Source organism: Lactococcus nasutitermitis, from assembly GCF_018403765.1.
GTDB lineage: Bacteria > Bacillota > Bacilli > Lactobacillales > Streptococcaceae > Lactococcus > Lactococcus nasutitermitis.
In genome coordinates, this window is record NZ_BOVQ01000001.1 from 1 (window position 1) to 17,914 (window position 17,914).

General features: G+C 39.9%; 16 protein-coding genes and 1 CRISPR repeat array (1 of these 17 cut by a window edge). All 16 genes read right to left on the reverse strand.

All coding sequences use genetic code 11. The annotated features are described in order from the left end of the window. Positions 1-94: 94 nt before the first annotated feature. The 16 genes from KJS36_RS00005 to argC all read right to left on the reverse strand — a co-directional run bounded on the left by KJS36_RS00005 (position 95) and on the right by argC (position 16,763). Positions 95-1,087 carry a hypothetical protein gene (locus KJS36_RS00005; protein WP_213533026.1) on the reverse strand — a complete coding sequence of 331 codons (993 nt, stop codon included), beginning with the start codon at positions 1,085-1,087 and terminating at the stop codon, positions 95-97. A 220-nt stretch (positions 1,088-1,307) separates the two neighbouring features. After that, positions 1,308-4,499 (reverse strand): carbamoyl-phosphate synthase large subunit, encoded by a 3,192-nt coding sequence (gene carB / locus KJS36_RS00010; protein ID WP_213533027.1) that lies wholly within the window; start codon positions 4,497-4,499, stop codon positions 1,308-1,310. A gap of 213 nt (positions 4,500-4,712) precedes the next feature. After that, the gene (locus tag KJS36_RS00015) at positions 4,713-5,651 is read right to left on the reverse strand and encodes a DUF805 domain-containing protein (protein ID WP_213533028.1); all 939 of its coding nucleotides are present in this window, start codon (positions 5,649-5,651) and stop codon (positions 4,713-4,715) included. A gap of 24 nt (positions 5,652-5,675) precedes the next feature. Beyond that, on the reverse strand, positions 5,676-6,176 hold the full coding sequence (locus KJS36_RS00020) for a DUF805 domain-containing protein (protein WP_213533029.1): 501 nt from the start codon (positions 6,174-6,176) through the stop codon (positions 5,676-5,678). A gap of 73 nt (positions 6,177-6,249) precedes the next feature. Next, entirely contained in the window at positions 6,250-7,914 is a 1,665-nt protein-coding gene (gene recN, locus KJS36_RS00025) for a DNA repair protein RecN (protein ID WP_213533202.1), read from the reverse strand. Between the two features lie 57 nt (positions 7,915-7,971). Beyond that, entirely contained in the window at positions 7,972-8,418 is a 447-nt protein-coding gene (locus tag KJS36_RS00030) for an arginine repressor (protein WP_213533030.1), read from the reverse strand. A gap of 33 nt (positions 8,419-8,451) precedes the next feature. Further along, positions 8,452-9,270 (reverse strand): TlyA family RNA methyltransferase, encoded by an 819-nt coding sequence (locus KJS36_RS00035; protein ID WP_213533031.1) that lies wholly within the window; start codon positions 9,268-9,270, stop codon positions 8,452-8,454. 44 nt (positions 9,271-9,314) lie between these two features. After that, on the reverse strand, positions 9,315-9,827 hold the full coding sequence (locus tag KJS36_RS00040) for a GNAT family N-acetyltransferase (protein WP_213533032.1): 513 nt from the start codon (positions 9,825-9,827) through the stop codon (positions 9,315-9,317). Beyond that, entirely contained in the window at positions 9,824-10,681 is an 858-nt protein-coding gene (locus KJS36_RS00045) for a polyprenyl synthetase family protein (RefSeq protein WP_213533204.1), read from the reverse strand. Before KJS36_RS00045 ends, KJS36_RS00040 begins: the two co-directional genes overlap by 4 nt. Before the next feature lie 149 nt (positions 10,682-10,830). Next, complete coding sequence (gene argF / locus KJS36_RS00050; RefSeq protein WP_213533033.1) at positions 10,831-11,832, reverse strand: ornithine carbamoyltransferase; 1,002 nt, start codon at positions 11,830-11,832, stop codon at positions 10,831-10,833. 35 nt (positions 11,833-11,867) lie between these two features. Next, a complete protein-coding gene (locus KJS36_RS10925; protein ID WP_373306155.1) occupies positions 11,868-12,098 on the reverse strand; it encodes a hypothetical protein in 231 nt (76 codons plus the stop codon). Beyond that, the gene (locus KJS36_RS00055) at positions 12,023-12,460 is read right to left on the reverse strand and encodes a LysE family translocator (protein WP_213533035.1); all 438 of its coding nucleotides are present in this window, start codon (positions 12,458-12,460) and stop codon (positions 12,023-12,025) included. The genes KJS36_RS10925 and KJS36_RS00055 overlap by 76 nt, the downstream gene beginning before the upstream one ends. Next, the gene (gene argB, locus KJS36_RS00060; RefSeq protein WP_213533037.1) at positions 12,457-13,320 is read right to left on the reverse strand and encodes an acetylglutamate kinase; all 864 of its coding nucleotides are present in this window, start codon (positions 13,318-13,320) and stop codon (positions 12,457-12,459) included. The genes KJS36_RS00055 and argB overlap by 4 nt, the downstream gene beginning before the upstream one ends. Further along, positions 13,317-14,450: an acetylornithine transaminase gene (argD, locus tag KJS36_RS00065; RefSeq protein ID WP_213533039.1), complete on the reverse strand. Its 1,134-nt coding sequence runs from the start codon at positions 14,448-14,450 to the stop codon at positions 13,317-13,319. The genes argB and argD overlap by 4 nt, the downstream gene beginning before the upstream one ends. Before the next feature lie 21 nt (positions 14,451-14,471). After that, positions 14,472-15,659 carry a bifunctional glutamate N-acetyltransferase/amino-acid acetyltransferase ArgJ gene (argJ, locus tag KJS36_RS00070; RefSeq protein WP_213533206.1) on the reverse strand — a complete coding sequence of 396 codons (1,188 nt, stop codon included), beginning with the start codon at positions 15,657-15,659 and terminating at the stop codon, positions 14,472-14,474. A gap of 81 nt (positions 15,660-15,740) precedes the next feature. Further along, positions 15,741-16,763 (reverse strand): N-acetyl-gamma-glutamyl-phosphate reductase, encoded by a 1,023-nt coding sequence (gene argC, locus KJS36_RS00075; protein WP_213533041.1) that lies wholly within the window; start codon positions 16,761-16,763, stop codon positions 15,741-15,743. Positions 16,764-16,907: 144 nt separating this feature from the next. Next, a CRISPR array of direct repeats spans positions 16,908-17,914; the repeat unit is 36 nt; unit sequence GTTTTACTGATAGGAAAATGTTGAGAGTACAAAAAC (it continues 417 nt past the right edge of the window).

Consider the following 17,914-nt stretch of genomic DNA (forward strand, 5'->3'; position numbering starts at 1 on the left):
CCTCCAAGTGTTTTCTTTTGACTTTGTCAAAAGAAAATGCGGTATTTACGTAGTAAATATAGCATTTTGAATTTTTTATCAGTCGCCTTGACTTTCAATCGTTAACACTTTTTTGCTCCAGCCCTTTCCAATAATCAACTGCCCCTTTGAAAGCATCACTTTGGTGCAATGCCCAAACTTTATAGTAAAGCACAGGATTTGTCGCATCCCAATTTGCAAGGCTTGTCAGCTCTCGTCCTGCAGGAACATCCAACTTTTCTCCTCGGAAGGCAATCCGCCCAGATGGCAAAATATCAAACTTGCGCCGCTCATCCACAGCGTACAAATCATGAAAAGTATCAACGTTTTCAAGTCCAACAATAAAATGAATGTGTTGTGCACGATTAGGACTAATCCGCCAATCTCCCAAAGTGTTTTTCTCCGCGCCAGTCAACTTGACAATCAAAATTTGATTTTGCCACAAAGCACGCTCAAAACGTTCTGCGCTCACTCCGGCATCCAAAAAGAGTTGGCGCACATCTTCGGCAGCCTTTAACGCATGGCGCTGTCCTCGCCAATTTTTCTGAGTTTCAGCGCGCTTTGGCTCATTTTCTGCTCTATCAGCCACTTCAACATTTTTGACAGAACTGTCAAAAATTTCAGTACTCGTTTCCATTGCTTCCGCATTGTCAGGGTGCAATTCGTCAATCAAAAATGCCACATCAGGGTAATTTGACTTGAGGAAATTCAGTCGTTCTGGCGATAAGGCGCTCAACAACTCTGCCACCATATCCTGCCGTGATTTCAAATCAGCATTTTCTTCATCATAATGTACAGAAGCTCGAATTTTTTGATTGAGGTCACGCAAGCGGTAAAGCAGCACAACAATCGATACCAACTGGTCCATCTCGGTTGCAGCCAAATTTGGATCTCTAATTTTTAATAATTCACGCACATCAGCTGCCGAAAAAAAACGGTTCATCGCCAATTCTAGCGTTTCACTTTCCTTTTCACTCGCATCTTTTTTAAAGCGCTGCAAGGTAATCCACAAGGTCACAACTGTCGCAACCGAGCCAATACTTTCGATAATTTGTAAAACCGTATTCATAGCTTCTATTATACACATTTTTGACAAAATTTTCTGTAAAAAATATTTTTGACAGTTCTGTCAAAAACTTTTTTCAGCAAAATTCCTCTCTAAAAAACAAAAAATACTTTTGACAGAACTGTCGTAGGGGCTAGAGGATTTATTCTCAGCCTCCTCGGACAGGGTGAACTTATAACGAAGTTGTAAGTTTGTATCCATGTCAAAAGTATTTTCATCAATTTTAAATCGTCCGTGTAGCAAAACTACGACTTTCCATGACTTTCAGAATTGCCTCAGCCGTGTCAAGTGCCGTAAACAAAGGAATACCGCGACTAATCGCCTCCTGACGAATACGGAAACCGTCTGTTTCAGTCGCCGAACCACGATTATTCCCCATCGTGTTAATCAGCGCCTGCACATGACCTTTGCGAATTTCCTCAACGATTGTTCCCTCTTCATCCTCGCTGCCCTCAAGTTTACCAACTTCACGCACATAAAGTCCATTTGATGCCAGATAACGCGCCGTTCCCTCAGTTGCCACAAGCGAATAGCCAATCTCAGCAAAGCCTTTCGCCAGTTCGAGCGCTTCTTCCTTGTCATCATCTGCCACTGTGAATAAAATCGTACCATGTTCTTCCATGTGCAATTTCGCCGCTTCAAAGCTCTTATATAAGGCTTTTTCCAATGTAAAATCAGAACCCATTGCTTCGCCAGTTGACTTCATTTCAGGACCGAGCAAACTATCGACTTTCGCCAATTTTGTGAAACTGAAAACAGGAATTTTCACATGAACCATATCAGGTGTTGGAGCAAGTCCAGACTGATAACCATGTTCCGCCAAGGTTTCGCCCAAAATCATCTTCGTTGCCAGCTGCGCCATCGGAATATCTGTCACTTTTGATAAAAATGGCACCGTCCGAGAAGCACGTGGATTGACCTCAATGACATAAACCTGCTCTTTGAAAACAACAAATTGCACATTCATCATGCCGATACAGTTCAAGCCCAGCGCCAAACGTTTCGTATAATCCACAATCGTATCAATAATCTTTTGTGAGAAGTTTTGCGGAGGATAAACCGCCATCGAGTCGCCTGAGTGAACCCCAGCACGCTCGATATGTTCCATAATCCCAGGCAAAAGTACATCTGTCCCATCACAAATCGCATCCACTTCACATTCGCGTCCCATCAGATAACTATCGACAAGAACAGGATGCTCAGGACTCGCTTTTACCGCACGGTTCATATAGTCTCGCAAATCACGTTCATTATTGACAATCTCCATCGCCCGTCCACCAAGGACAAATGACGGACGAACCAGCACAGGATAACCAATTCGATTGGCATTTACGACAGCTTCTTCTTCATTGGTCGCCGTTGCGCCCTCTGGCATTGGAATCCCCATGTTAATCAAAGCTTGTTCAAACAAATCCCTGTCTTCTGCCCGGTCCAAATCTTCCACTTGCGTACCAAGAATTTTCACACCAGCTTTGGACAATGGCTCAGCCAAATTAATCGCCGTTTGACCTCCAAACTGCACAATCACACCAAGCGGTTGCTCAATATCAATGACATTCATCACATCTTCAAAAGTCAAAGGTTCAAAGTAAAGTTTATCTGAAATCGAGAAATCCGTTGAAACCGTCTCAGGATTACTATTGATAACGATTGCCTCATATCCAAGCGCCTGAATAGCTTTAACCGAATGGACAGTCGCATAGTCAAATTCCACACCTTGACCGATACGGATTGGTCCAGAACCAAGCACGATAATCTTTTTCTTATCTGTCGCAAATGACTCTGTTTCATGTTCATAAGTTGAGTAGAAATAAGGTGTACTGCTTTCAAACTCAGCTGCACAAGTATCAACCATCTTGTAAACAGGCAAAAGTTGTGATTTTTTACGGAAATCACGCACGTCATCCGCCGTCGTATTCCAAAGCAGAGCAATCTCACGGTCTGCAAAACCATTTTTCTTCGCTTCTGTCAATGTTTCCAAATCAAAAGCTTGTTCTTTGAGTTTATTTTCAATCTCAATGATATGCAACAATTTGTCAAGGAAGAAAATATCAATCTTCGTCAACTCTGCGATTTCCTCAATCGGAATCCCGCGACGAATGGCTTCAGAAACATAGAAAAGTCGGTCATCTTGCACTTTTACCATTTTTTCGTAAAGTTGTTCATCATCTGCTTCACGGGCTTCTTCCAAATCATTATGAAAAACACCGATTTCCAGCGAACGTACAGCTTTCAAGAAACTTTCTTCAATGTTCCGACCAATCGCCATGACCTCACCAGTTGCTTTCATCTGTGTACCAAGATGGCGGTCGCCATGTTCAAACTTATCAAATGGGAAACGGGCAATTTTCGCAACAACATAGTCAAGTGAAGGCTCAAACATGGCATAAGTTTTATTTGTGACTGGATTGACGATTTCATCAAGCGTCATACCAATCGCGATTTTCGCTGACATTTTGGCAATTGGATAACCTGTCGCTTTAGAAGCGAGCGCTGATGAACGGCTGACACGCGGATTGACTTCAATCACGCGATATTGATAACTGTTTGGGTCAAGTGCCAGCTGAACATTACAGCCGCCTTCGATTTTGAGGGCACGGATAATATTGAGTGAGGCATCACGCATCATCTGCTGTTCTACGTCAGTTAAGGTTTGGATTGGTGCAAAGACAATCGAGTCGCCCGTATGCACGCCGACTGGGTCGAAGTTTTCCATGTTACAGACAACCATCGCATTATTGGCAGAGTCGCGCATGACTTCATATTCGATTTCCTTGTAACCGGCGATACTTTCTTCAATCAAACATTGTGTGACTGGACTTAATTTCAAACCGTTCGCAACAATTTCACGTAGTTCTGTTTCATTGGCACAGATACCACCTCCTGTTCCGCCCATGGTAAATGCTGGACGAACAATAATCGGATAACCGATACGATTGGCGATTTCGACAGCTTCTTCAGTTGTCGTCGCAATATCTGATTCACAAAGTGGTTCGCCAATTTCTTCACACAATTCTTTGAAAAGTTCACGATCTTCCGCACGATCAATCGCTGAGAGCTTTGTTCCCAGTAATTCAACACCCAACTCATCAAGAATTCCTGATTTTGATAAATCCATTGCCATATTCAGCCCTGTTTGGCCACCTAATGTTGGTAAAATAGCATCTGGACGTTCTTTACGTAAGATTTTGCTAACAAATTCGAGAGTAATCGGTTCAATATAAACAGTATCCGCAATTTCGCGGTCAGTCATAATCGTTGCTGGATTTGAATTGACCAGAACAACGCTGTAACCTTCTTCTTTCAAGGCAAGACAGGCTTGTGTGCCTGCATAATCAAATTCAGCAGCTTGTCCAATGATGATGGGACCTGAACCGATAATCATGATTTTTTTGATGTCAGTACGTTTTGGCATGGTTTTTTCTCCTTTTTTTGAAACAAAAAGCACCTGCCAGAAACCTAGCAGATGCGAATATATCAAAATATTTTCTGTTGCAGAATAGACTACGACGAAAAGAATTTTATGTTTTCACAACCTTGCTAGCCTCTCTGGACTAGATTAAAAGTTTTTATACTACATATTTTATCATCTTCATCTTAAATTTGCAAATTTTTACGTATCTGAAAATTAACTCTTCCTGAAAAATATGCTTTTATTTTCTCGAAGCAAATCATCTGTAGGAGAAATTTCCACAATAATCAGCACTAGAACAAGCACCAAAACTATCATAAAGAATAGGTAATTTGCCAACTCAAACTTGTAAATACCGTAATCAAAATAAGTCAGCTGATGCAAGATGATTATAAAACTGATTGCTCCTCCAAGTGAACTCAACAAAAGAATACTGGCAAAATGATTGAGTCCGACATCACGCAATCTACGGAAATGAATAGCAAGTTCTGGAAAGATAATTCCTATCAGATATAGACTTAGCAAGGTTTCAGAAGCAATAGACAGGATCACTCTTTCTCCGAAAATCAAATCATCAAGTACAAAACTGATGATAACAAGAATGCCAAGCAAAGCTGCAATTCCTACAAAAACAAGCTGTGTCCACCAAAAACTAGCGCGTTTTGTGCGTCCACGAAAGTCAATATATCCTCGGAAATAGTTTTTGATTGCTTGAAAAAAATCAATCTTTCCTGTTTCATTGACTGTGGCAACTTCCAACTGCTCTTTTGAAAATTCTGGAATATTCCTGCTTGATTGACTACTTTCAAGGGCGCAAATTGCCAGAAGAATAATACTGCCAAGAAAAGGGAACAACGTTAGAAAAATCAAGCCCCAAGGTAAGGATAAATCACGAAGTCGTCTCACTGTCATAGCCAAAATCGGTAGAAGTGTGGCAAAACTATAAAGCATGAGAAGCTCATATACAAACCATGAAAGACCTGTCCAGATATTTGCCAATACTTGATTATCAAGGGCATGAAAAATTTGAGCAGCTACTATCAAAATGAGGCAAACAATCAAATGTGCCAATAGTGCGAGCCAAAAATCTTTACGACTGGTTCGATTTTTAAAATTTGTATATCCTAAGAAAAATTTTTGATAGGCTTGAAGCATTTTTTACTCCTTTTATGACGTAATTTATTTTTCTGTGTTTTTATGTTGTTTCTTTGGATTTGACATGATACAGAGGATATAGATGATGAACGTGAGTAGATTTAACGCAAATCCCCATCTGCCAATAAATGAAAAATTAAGGAAATTATTAAGAATGCCATATAAGGCAAGCAATCCAAAAATAAATGCTATCCAAGCAGGAAATGCTGCATCACGTAAACGACGCGCTGTAAGCATCATATTTGGCACAAGTATGAGAATTCCTAAAATAATCGTGAGAATGAGGAGAGCTAACAATATACCTGAACGCGGATGAAGAAAAAGATTTGTTGCATTATTTGATAAAGTTTCAGGACTTTTAACGTTTGAATGACTGATAGATAAAGAAGTCAATGAAAAACGAAGGGCAAACAGAATCCCAAAAATAATCGTATTGGCAAGAAAAACCCACCAATAATCTGAACGACTGGCATAACCATTGAATTTTCCTGCATTTTTGAGGTATTTTTTATAAGCTGTAATCATTTTTTATGCTCCTTTTTTTGACAGTTCTGCCGTAGAGGCTAAAGAATTTATTCTCAACCTGTCAAAAATATTTTTACTTTGTCAATAGACGTTTTGCCTGCGCGCGAGCTTCTTTTGTCACATCATCTCCAGCCAACATCTTGGCAACTTCTTCTACACGTTCATCAAAGTTGAGTTTTCGTACAGTAGAAGTTGTCACATCTGTCGTGGAAGATTTTTCAATGTAAAATTGTGTATCTGCAATCGCAACGACTTGTGGCAAATGTGAAATGGCAAGAACTTGACCACTTCTGGCAATTTTATAGATTTTATTGGCAATCGCCTGCGCAACACGCCCTGAAACTCCCGTGTCCACTTCGTCAAAAACAATTGACGTTTTACTTTCATGGCGAGAAAAGCTAGATTTTATTGCAAGCATCAAGCGAGAAAGTTCACCACCAGAAGCTGTTTTTGCCAAAGGTTTAAAGCCTTCTCCTGGATTTGTTTGAATGAAAAATTCAACGTGTTCATTGCCATGAATTGAGAATTTGCCAGCTTCAAAATTAACCCGAAAATCAGCTTTTTCCATGTAAAGCTCTGCAAGTTCTTGTTTGATATCTTCCGTCAATGCTTCGGCAATCTTATGACGTTTATCATTGAGCTTTTTACTGGCTTCAAGTAGCGCTGTTTGTGCTTCTTTTACCGCTGTTTCTAGATTTTCAGCTCCATTTTCAGAACCTGTCAACTCGTCAAGTTCCAAATGAATTTTTTCAAGATAATTGACCACATCTTTCAACTCAGGACCATATTTTTTTTGCAAGGTATTGAGTGTCATCACACGGTCTTCAATCTGCAAAAGTTCAGTCGGATTGAACTCAAGACTTTCGATAGCACTGCCAATGCGACTGACAACTTCTTCAAGTAAATAATAGCTTTCTGCCGTTTTTTCAGACATTTCCTGATAATCATTATCATAACTGCTGACACTTTCAAGCTCTGAAAGCGCAGCTCGCACATTATTGAGACTTGAAAAGTCGTTATCATCATCGTCAAGCACTTGATAAGCACTGGATAGCGCATCGGCAATGTTTTTTACATTATTAAGTTTTTCACGGCGTTTTGGAAGTTGTTCATCTTCTTCAAGATTGATAGCGACAGCTTCTATTTCCTCTGCTTGAAACTGTAAAATCTCAATACGCTGAGCAAATTCTTGCGCATTTTTTTCGCGGATACTTAGCTGGTTACGTAAATTTTTATAGATTTCAAATTTCTCTTGGTAATTTTTTTTCGCTTTTTCAAAATCTTCATCGCCAAATTCATCTAGTAAATGCAGATGATACTTGGCATTCATCAGTTCTTGACTGTCGTGTTGTCCGTGAATATCAACCAAAAATTCGCCAATTTCGCGCAAACTGCTCAAGTTGACCATTTGTCCATTGATACGGCAAATACTGCGTCCACTGGCAGTTATTTCTCGGCGCAAAATCAATTCTTCTGATGGCTCAAGTCCAAGTTCAAGCATTTTTTCATTCAGCTCACTGTTTTTATTTGTAAAAAACAGGCCTTCAATTTCTGATTTTTCTGTGCCGTGTCGCACAAAATCTGTTGAGCTTCTTCCGCCCAACAAAAGGCTCATTGCATCAATGATAATCGACTTCCCAGCACCTGTTTCGCCTGTTAAAATCGTCATTCCATTTTCAAAAGAAAGATGAATTTCGTCGATAATTGCAAAATTTTTGATAGAAATCTCTTGTAACATCGTCATTTTTCCTCTCTATTTTTTGACAGAACTGTCAAAAACTTTTTTTGTTCAAAATCACTTCGTCAAATCATCAATCACTTTTTGCGCCTTTGATTTTTCTGACAAAACCACCAAAAGACTGTCATCATCAATAATAACAGAAAAAATATCTGCTGCAAAATTTTTCCGCAAATAATCTTTAAGCAAGCTTGTCGTTCCAGGTTTAGCAAGGATTGACAGCATATTTTCTTGTTGCTTGACTTCGACAATCGCATCCAAAAAAAGTTCTTGGTGCAACACATTTTGCTGCTGCTCTTTGCTATTTTTAGGTAAAGCATAGCGCAATCCGCCTGATTGTGCGGGAATTTTCACAAGCGCAAGGCTTTTTATATCTCGCGAAATTGTCGCTTGTGTGACATCTACACCACGTTCTAGCAAGGCTTTCACAAGTTCTTCTTGCGTTTTCACTTCCGCTTTTTCGATGAGGCGAGAAATAAAATCTAAGCGTTCTGTTTTTTTCATTTTCATCTCCAAATCCATATTTTCCAAGGAATTTTAGCTTTGTTTATCAAAATTATTTTTTTCATTTTCAAGCATTTCAGGCACATTTATCGTATCTGAGAGTTGCGGATTTTTTTCTTTTTTCAAATGAACCAGAAATTCCACATTGCCAGCGCCACCTTTAATCGGCGAAAAAGTAAGATTTTTGACTGAAAAACCTAGTTCTAAAGCTTTTGTCATTACTTTTTCAATCACCTGCTGATGCACTTTTGGGTCCTTGATAATACCATTTTTTCCAACTTGCTCGCGTCCCGCTTCAAATTGTGGTTTTATCAACGCCGCAACTTCGCCATTCTCTTTCAAAATACCAAATAATGCTGGTAAAATCAAGTCCAAACTGATAAAACTCACATCAATACTGGCAAATTCTGGTTGGCCTTCTGTAAAATCTGCAAGCACTGCGTGTCGAAAATTAAACTGTTCCATGACAATCACGCGCGAATCCTGACGTAATTTCCAGACCAACTGATTGGTGCCGACATCGACCGCATAAACTTTTGTCGCACCATTTTGCAGCATGACATCTGTAAATCCGCCTGTTGATGAGCCAATATCAAGGCAAATTTTATTTTTGACAGAACTGTCAAAAAATTTGAGCGCTTTTTCTAGCTTCAGTCCGCCACGACTGACATAACGCAATTTTTCCCCTTTCAGTCGCAACTCTACTGAGTCATCAACTTTCTGTCCAGGTTTATCAAAACGTTCGCCTGACTTGCTATCAACCACAAGTCCAGCCATCACACCACGTTTTGCCTGTTCACGTGTTTCAAACAAGCCTTGATTTGCCGCAAGAACATCAATTCTTTCTTTCATTTCATTTTCTCTTTATCTTTATATACGTAAAATTTTATAAATTGTCACCAAATTTTTCGACGCATGACAGCTGTTTCGTGATTTTTTTCGCCAAATGTCAGTTTTACCTGCTTAAATGTCTGATAGCCAAGGCTTTCCCAGAATTTAAGAGCTTGCGGATTATCCAGAAAAACACCGATTCGCAAACTTTTTGCCCCTGCTTTTTTAGCAAATGCTACAATTTCTGTGTGCAGTTCCTTGCCTAAGCCTTTGCCACGTAGCTCAGGCAAGATTTCAAGCAATCCTATCATCCATTCTCCATCCTCTGGAAAATCACGGAGCAAATCAATCACAGCAAGCACTTTCCCACTTTTGTCAACAAGTCCAAATACTATTTTATCAGCTGGATTTTTCCCCTCAGGAAGCTCATTTATCAGCGTCAGGAAATCTTCCTCTGGCTCAGATTTTCCACTTGTCAATCGGGCGAAATCCGCAGAATGAGCAAAAAATCGAACAATTTCTGTCTCATCTTTTTTTGACAGTTCTGTCAAAAAATATTTTCCCAGTTGAACAGTCATTTTAGCTCCAAACTGTCAATCAATTTGAAAATTTCTTCTCCAGAAAAATTTGACAGTTCTGTCAAAAGTTTTTTGACCTCTGTCAAATCTTTTGACAGCTCATTTTTCGCACCTTCAAGCCCCAAAAGACTGACATAAGTCGATTTTTCTTCCAGCACATCTTTTCCAGGTGTTTTCCCGATATCATCAAAATCCGCTGTCACATCCAAAATATCATCACGAATTTGAAAAGCAAGTCCCAAAAGTTCCCCGATTGCGCGCAGTTGCCGAATACTCTTCTCAGATTTCTCGGTAACAATGCCAGCAGCAACAAAAGGAAAAGTCAAGAGTCGTCCCGTTTTTAGCTGATGCAATCTCTCCATCTCAGCCAAGTTCAATTTCTTGCCCTCAGCCTCCATATCCAGCACCTGCCCAGCCACCATACCAAGCGAACCTGAAGCAAAACTCAACTCACGCACCAGCGCCACCACGATTTCCGCAGGCAAATCACAACTTGCAAGTACATAATAAGGGTCTAAAAATAAAGCATCTCCAGCCAAAATCGCCGTTGCTTCATCAAACTTCACATGATTTGTCAACTTTCCCCGTCGATAATTATCATCGTCCATTGCAGGCAAATCATCATGAATGAGCGAGCCAGTATGTATCATTTCCAGCGCCGCAGCCACCTGAAAATGCGCCTTTTCAAGCTGCACACCAAAAGCCTCCAACAACTCCAAAAAAAGCACAGGACGAACGCGCTTCCCTCCAGCCGTCAACGAATAAAGCACCGATTCTTGCAAATGAGCCGGTACATCACTTTGTTTATAAAATTTCACAAGCTCATTTTCGAGCTGATTTTTATCAATAGTCATTATGTTCATTATACCACAACTCCTAGTATTACTTTTTCTCCGAGTTGTTCCAAAAATGTTTATATCACCTAGATTTTACTTAAAAAAGCAACTTCTGAATGGAAGTTGTTTTTATTAGATATATTTAAGTCGATTTTGTGGAATATTTCCTATACTTTTGGAATAAAAAGATTTCCCAAAGTCGCTGCCATGACAGCTTTTATCGTGTGCATTCTATTTTCCGCTTCTTGGAAGGAAATATTATGTTCAGATTGGAAAATTTCATCCGTCACTTCGAGTTCGTTGAGGTTGTATTCCCATTTGATTTCTTGCATGATGTCAGTATTGAGGTCATGGAAACTTGGCAAACAGTGCATAAAAATATAGTTTTTATTGACAATCTTATCCGTTAGAGCTTTGTTAATCTGGTAAGGTAAAAGAAGTTTGATACGCTCTGCCGTTTGGTCTTCTTCACCCATAGAAACCCAAACATCGGTGTAAATAACATCCGCATTTTCAACCGCATCAAGGTCGGCACGAATCGTAACTTTGCTCCCTGATTTCAGTGCATAATTACGCGCAAGATTTTGCACTTCTTTGGTGGGTTGGAGGCTTTCAGGACTGACAATCGTGACATTCACACCTAGAATAGCAGCCGTCACAAGAAGTGAATTGGCGACATTATTGCGACCGTCACCGACATAAGCGAGCGTCAGATTTTTAAGACTGCCAAAATGCTCTTTTATCGTCATGAAATCAGCTAGCATCTGTGTCGGATGCCATTCGTCTGTCAAACCGTTCCAGACAGGAACGCCAGATTCTTTGGCGAGAATTTCAACATCGGATTGTTTGAAACCACGAAATTCAATACCGTCAAACATAGAACCGAGGACTTTTGCCGTGTCTGCAATGGATTCTTTTTTGCCAAGCTGAATGTCGTGCGGGCCGAGAAACTCAACATTCGCCCCCAAATCTTGCGCTGCAACCGTGAAGGCCGCACGGGTACGTGTTGAAGTTTTTTCAAAAATCAAAGCAATATTTTTATCCGTCAGATATTTGTGTTGAATGTGCTGATTTTTCAGGGACTTCAGATGAATGGCAAAGTCAATGAGATAGAGCAATTGCTCTTTTGTGAAGTCAATTTCTTTTAAAAATGATTTGTTTTGGAACATGAGATTCTCCTTGTTTATTGGGTGCAAAGCACACTTTATTTTATTACTACAATTCCTGAAAAAATCAGGAATATTCCGCCGAAAAGAATGACAAATTTACTCACTTTCTTCCCTAGCAATCTTCCTAGATAATGGGCTAACGTGCTATATACAAAATCATTTATGAGACCAATGACTAAGTAAATTGCCCCTAAAATGATAAGTTGCATGAGAACATTAACATTTTTAGTAATAAACTGTGGAATAAAGCTTGCAAAGAAGATAATTGTTTTAGGATTGAAGAAAGTGAGTAGAAAACCTGATAGAAAAAGTGTACTTGTATTTTGTGAGACAATTGTTTGAGATTTTCTATCTTTGTAAATTTTAAAAAACCAAGATAAATTAAAATGATGCCACCTAGATATTTCAAAACGAGGTTAAAGTTTGGAAAAACATGAATAAGTGCTGTCAAACCGACAAAAGATAAAGTCATTGCTGATAAATCGCCCAGAAAAGTTCCAGGAATAATTCGATAAGCTGCACTTTTTCCCTGTTCAATACTCGTTGTAATGAGAAAAGTCACAGATGGACCAGGAACACAAATAATGAATATACAAGCGATGATGTATGTAAAAAGTGTTTGTGTCATTCTAAGTTTTCTTTTTTAATCAGCGTTCCTTGTCCTTCGGGTGTGAAGAGTTCAAGGAGGAGAGCATTAGGGACACGTCCATCAAGCAGAACTGCCTGCTCTAGTCCTTCTTGCATCGCAAATTTGATGGCTTCGAGTTTGGGAATCATGCCTCCTGTGATTTTGTCTTTTTTGATAAGATTGTCAATTTCTGAGAGAGTCGTTTCGTGTAAAAAACTTGTCTCGACAGGAAAATTACTGTAAAGTCCGCGCACATCAGACAAGAGAATGAAGCGTTCGGCGTGAAGCGCTCCTGCAATACGACTGGCCGCGGTATCGGCGTTGACATTGTAGATATTGCCTGCATCATCAATCCCTGCGGTCGCAATCACGGGAATTGCATCTGTCGTCAAAATGCGATCAATCATTTCAGTATTGATATGTGTAATCTCGCCAACGTAGCCTAGCTTCGGATTGAGCTGCTCAGCTTCAATCATTTTTCCATCAATGCCTGACACGCCAATCGCGTTGCCACCGAGTTTGATGATGTCCTGCACGAGAGATTTATTGACCTTACCAGCAAGTGCCGTGAGCGCAAGGTGCGCGGTGTTTTCGTCGGTGTAGCGTAAGCCGTCGATAAATTCAGATTTGACGGCGTATTTGTCGAGCAGTTCGTTGATTGCAGGGCCGCCGCCATGGACGAGGACAACTTTGATACCAATCGTTTTGAGCAATAAAACATCGCTCAAAATACTTGATTTGACGCTATCATCCGTCATCGCATTGCCTCCGTACTTGATGACGACGGTCTGGTCGCGGTATTTCAGCATATAAGGCAGACTCTCCGTCAGGATTTGCGCGGTATCGCGGATAGCTGTCATAGAACCTCCTCCAGAATTTTGATACCTGCGGACAGTTGCTGCTCGCTCATGACAAGCGGTGGGAGAAGGCGGATAACATCGTGACCAGCAGAGAGGGCAAGGAGACCTTGCTCACGCAATTTTGACAAATCTTCTGACAATTTTGTTTCGTCAGCAAGTACGATACCAATCATCAAACCAATTCCTTGAATTTTTTTGACAGAAGCTTTGTTTGATAAACTTTTTGACAGTTCTGTCAAAAAAATGTTTGATTTTTGACGAACTTCTGTCAAAAATTCTTCCGTCAAATTTGACAGAACAGCATTTGCTTGCGCCATCGCCAAAGGATTGCCGCCAAAAGTCGAGCCGTGCTTGCCTGCGGAAAAGATTTCAGCATATTTGTCAAGTGTGAGCATAGCGCCTGTCGGAATGCCATTTCCCAAGGCTTTTGCAGCGGTAAAAATATCAGGTTGAAGTCCAAATTGCTCGAAGGCAAATAAAGTGCCTGTGCGTCCAATGCCCGTCTGAACTTCGTCAACCACAAGGAGAATGCCCTGTGACTGATAAGTTTTCAGCGCATCCGCAAATTCTTGCGTCATGGGCAACACACCGCCTTCGCCTTGAATACATTCCACCATGATGGCAGCGATATTTCCAGTTTTGACAGCTTTGTCAAGACTTGTGACGTCATTGTAATCACAACTTGTGAAGTCTGGCACGAGCGGCGCAAAGCCTGCTTGAATTTTTTCTTGCATAGTTGCCGACATGGCGCCAAAGGTTCTGCCGTGAAAGCCATTATTCATCGCGAGAATCTTCTTGCCAGGCTTGATGAGGCGAACAAGTTTAATCGCGGCTTCATTTGCCTCAGTCCCCGAATTACAGAAGAAAGCTTTATAAGTCCCGCCGTAGCTAAGTTTTTCCGCCACTTCTTCTTGCAAGGGATTTTGATAAAGATTGCTCATATGCGAGAGGACGTCAAGTTGCGCTTTGACCGCATTTTTACCGTCCTCAAAGCTATAACCCATGTTCATCACGCCAATACCGCTCGTGAAATCCAGATAATCATTGCCTACATCATCCGTCAATGTTGTATTTTCACCTTTGACAAGGGCAAATGGAAGGCGACCATAGTTTGGTAGTAAATTTGTCATCTTTTTCTCCTTAAATTCTCATCAGCTCGTATAAAGGGCATTGATTTCAACATATTTATAAGTCAAATCACACCCCCAAGCTTGTCCTGAACCATTTCCTGCGTTTAAATCTACTTTAATGTAAATTTTATCTTCTTTTAATTTTTCAGAGAGAAGTGCCGCGTCAAAATTGACAGGTGTTGAATGATAAAGAACAAGTTCATTTTGGATTTCCAGCTCAATATCAGGCACTTCAAAGATCGCTGATTGCCCGATTGCCGAGATAATCCGGCCCCAGTTGGGATCTGCACCAAAAATTGCCGTTTTTACAAGGCTTGAACCGACGATTTTTTTCGCAAGCATCCGTGCGCTCAAATCATCTGGCGCCCCTGACAAAGTCACTTCAATCAGCTTTGTTGCGCCTTCGCCGTCAGCAGCGATTTTTTTGGCGAGCGTGCTCATGGTCTGCGCAAGCATTTCTTTGAAAATGTCGTATTCAGCTGTGTTTTCGAGGATTTCAGGTATTTCTGAACAGCCATTTGCGAGAACCAACACCGTGTCATTCGTTGACGTATCGCCATCAACGGTAATTTGATTAAAAGTTGTTTCCGTCAAACTTGACAGCGTTTTTTGCAACAATTCTGGGGAAATCGTGGCATCCGTTGTGATAAAAGCAAGCATCGTTGCCATGTTCGGGTGAATCATACCTGAACCCTTGCAGACACCTGACATTTTGACAGTTTTGTCAAAAATTTCTGCTTCCAAACTGATTGTTTTTGTCTTCGTATCCGTCGTCAAAATGGCTTCTGCAAAGCCATCAGCATTGCCATTTTTTGACAATTTCGAGATGCCAGCGGCGATTTTATCCATCGGCAACTGCACACCAATAACACCGGTTGAGCAGACCGCTGTCAAATTTGACGAAATGCCAAATTTTTCTTCCAGCAATTTTGCTGTTTTGACGACATTTTTTGCCCCTTCCTCACCCGTAACTGCATTCGCCACGGCAGAGTTCACGATGATGGCTTGTGCCTTGCCATTTTTGACAATATTTTTGTCAAATTTGACGGGTGCTGCAGAGACCTTGTTCGTCGTGAAAACACCTGCTACTGCTGCTGGCACATCACTCATGATAAAGCCTAAATCCAAATGTTTGTATTTCAACTGGGCATGTACTGCATCCGCTGTAAATCCTGCCGGTGTAGCAATATTGCCATTTATTTCTTTTATTTTATTCATAAATTTCTCATATCCTCTCTTAATCTTTATTTTATCCTAAACAGTCATTTCTACCGATTAACTCATAAACTTTCAAATCATCGGCATAAATTGAAGACCTGTTGTCTCCGCAAAACCAAAGAGTTGATTGAAATTTTGCACCGCTTGACCAGCTGCACCTTTCATCAGATTATCAATGACAGACACAATCGTAAGTATATTGGTCTTCTCATTGTAAACAAGACCAATATCACAAAAATTTGTCCCCACGACATCTTTAATCTGAGGAAGTTGTCGTCGAATTCTCACGAAATTCTTATTTTCATAACATTTTTGATAAGCATTTTTCACAGTGTCAAATGTAACAGAATCCGCAAGTTTCACATAACTACTGGCAAAAATACCACGCGTCACAGGAATCAAGCTCGTTGTGAATTGTAAAGCCTCAAAATCTTCGTTCCAATCATGCAACTGTTGCGCAATTTCTGGAATATGCTGATGTTGATTGACCTTGTACATGGACATATTGTCAGAAACATCAACGAAATGACTACTCTCCGTCAACTTTTTCCCTGCACCTGATAATCCTGACTTGGCATCCACAATAATACTCGTCAAATCAATCAAATTCTCCTGTACAAGCGGTGCCAAAGCCAGCAAAGTCGCGGTCGCATAGCAACCAGGATTGGCAATATAAGTAGCTGTGGCAGTTGTCAAATCTGCTAAATTATACTTAGCTTTTGATAAATATACATTTTCAGCCGCTGTATTTTTATACCATTTTTCATAATCATCTGGATTTTTCAAACGAAAATCTCCCGATAAATCAATCACAGGAAAACCTGCTTCAATCAGTGGTAAAGCCAATTTTAACGACACACCACTTGATGTCGCAAAAAAGACAACATCTGAATTTTTCATCGCTAAATCTACATCAAATTCTGAAATCACAAGTTCCGTCAATCCTTCAAATTGCGGCACAGCATCTGCTAATTTCTCTCCAATATGTGACGTTGCACACACAGCGACAACCTCTGCTTCTGCATGAAAGCTAAGCAACCGAAACAACTCTAGCCCACTATAACCTGTAATCCCAACAATCGTAATTTTTTTCATAGAATTTATTCACTCCTAAACTGTATATTTATACATTATACTCTTTTGCGCATATTTGTCAAGGAAAAAGTTAATAAACATACGTTTTCATGTATAAAAATACTCAATTCTTTGATAGAATTGAGTATTCGCTAAATATAAATTACTTTATTGATAGGAAAATGTTGAGAGTACAAAAACAAGGACTTTCAATATATAGTGCTTCGTCATGTTTTACTGATAGGAAAATGTTGAGAGTACAAAAACTTGAAGCAGTAGCTGATGATGTTATTGTAAGTTTTACTGATAGGAAAATGTTGAGAGTACAAAAACAGAATCTTAAGCTCAAACATTGTCTCTTGAGTTTTACTGATAGGAAAATGTTGAGAGTACAAAAACTACCTGCTGAACCTTACCGTCAACGCGGTCGTTTTACTGATAGGAAAATGTTGAGAGTACAAAAACCAGTTAATAACTGGCCATTTTGTGGATTTGGTTTTACTGATAGGAAAATGTTGAGAGTACAAAAACGCAAAAGTGAAAAAGAATTTATTAGGTTATGTTTTACTGATAGGAAAATGTTGAGAGTACAAAAACAATAATGTCCCTATAAATGCTTTGTGGTTCGGTTTTACTGATAGGAAAATGTTGAGAGTACAAAAACTGAGGTCATAAACTTGTGTATTATCTTCTTGTTTTACTGATAGGAAAATGTTGAGAGTACAAAAACTAATAAGAGCCATTGATCCAAAAGTTGACAGTTTTACTGATAGGAAAATGTTGAGAGTACAAAAACAAACTCTAACAACAGGTTCACGACCTGCTCGTTTTACTGATAGGAAAATGTTGAGAGTACAAAAACTCAGTTTGGAATTGAGGGCGGATTTGAAGAGTTTTACTGATAGGAAAATGTTGAGAGTACAAAAACGCAACATATAACCAGTAATAATCATAACCGGTTTTACTGATAGGAAAATGTTGAGAGTACAAAAACTTGCTTGTGTAGGGTCTTGTAAGTATGGTGGTTTTACTGATAGGAAAATGTTGAGAGTACAAAAACTTGGTTAAGACAAGTACAAAGTGAATCTGGGTTTTACTGATAGGAAAATGTTGAGAGTACAAAAACCATTAAACAAGCTGGTATTGGTTGGGGGCAGTTTTACTGATAGGAA

Excerpts from the sequence above, each read along its gene's own strand:
- KJS36_RS00005 (WP_213533026.1), bottom strand. The coding sequence starts at position 1,087 with ATGAATACGGTTTTACAAATTATCGAAAGTATTGGCTCGGTTGCGACA.
- carB (WP_213533027.1), bottom strand. The coding sequence starts at position 4,499 with ATGCCAAAACGTACTGACATCAAAAAAATCATGATTATCGGTTCAGGT.
- KJS36_RS00015 (WP_213533028.1), bottom strand. The coding sequence starts at position 5,651 with ATGCTTCAAGCCTATCAAAAATTTTTCTTAGGATATACAAATTTTAAA.
- KJS36_RS00020 (WP_213533029.1), bottom strand. The coding sequence starts at position 6,176 with ATGATTACAGCTTATAAAAAATACCTCAAAAATGCAGGAAAATTCAAT.
- recN (WP_213533202.1), bottom strand. The coding sequence starts at position 7,914 with ATGTTACAAGAGATTTCTATCAAAAATTTTGCAATTATCGACGAAATT.
- KJS36_RS00030 (WP_213533030.1), bottom strand. The coding sequence starts at position 8,418 with ATGAAAAAAACAGAACGCTTAGATTTTATTTCTCGCCTCATCGAAAAA.
- KJS36_RS00035 (WP_213533031.1), bottom strand. The coding sequence starts at position 9,270 with ATGAAAGAAAGAATTGATGTTCTTGCGGCAAATCAAGGCTTGTTTGAA.
- KJS36_RS00040 (WP_213533032.1), bottom strand. The coding sequence starts at position 9,827 with ATGACTGTTCAACTGGGAAAATATTTTTTGACAGAACTGTCAAAAAAA.
- KJS36_RS00045 (WP_213533204.1), bottom strand. The coding sequence starts at position 10,681 with ATGACTATTGATAAAAATCAGCTCGAAAATGAGCTTGTGAAATTTTAT.
- argF (WP_213533033.1), bottom strand. The coding sequence starts at position 11,832 with ATGTTCCAAAACAAATCATTTTTAAAAGAAATTGACTTCACAAAAGAG.
- KJS36_RS00055 (WP_213533035.1), bottom strand. The coding sequence starts at position 12,460 with ATGACACAAACACTTTTTACATACATCATCGCTTGTATATTCATTATT.
- argB (WP_213533037.1), bottom strand. The coding sequence starts at position 13,320 with ATGACAGCTATCCGCGATACCGCGCAAATCCTGACGGAGAGTCTGCCT.
- argD (WP_213533039.1), bottom strand. The coding sequence starts at position 14,450 with ATGACAAATTTACTACCAAACTATGGTCGCCTTCCATTTGCCCTTGTC.
- argC (WP_213533041.1), bottom strand. The coding sequence starts at position 16,763 with ATGAAAAAAATTACGATTGTTGGGATTACAGGTTATAGTGGGCTAGAG.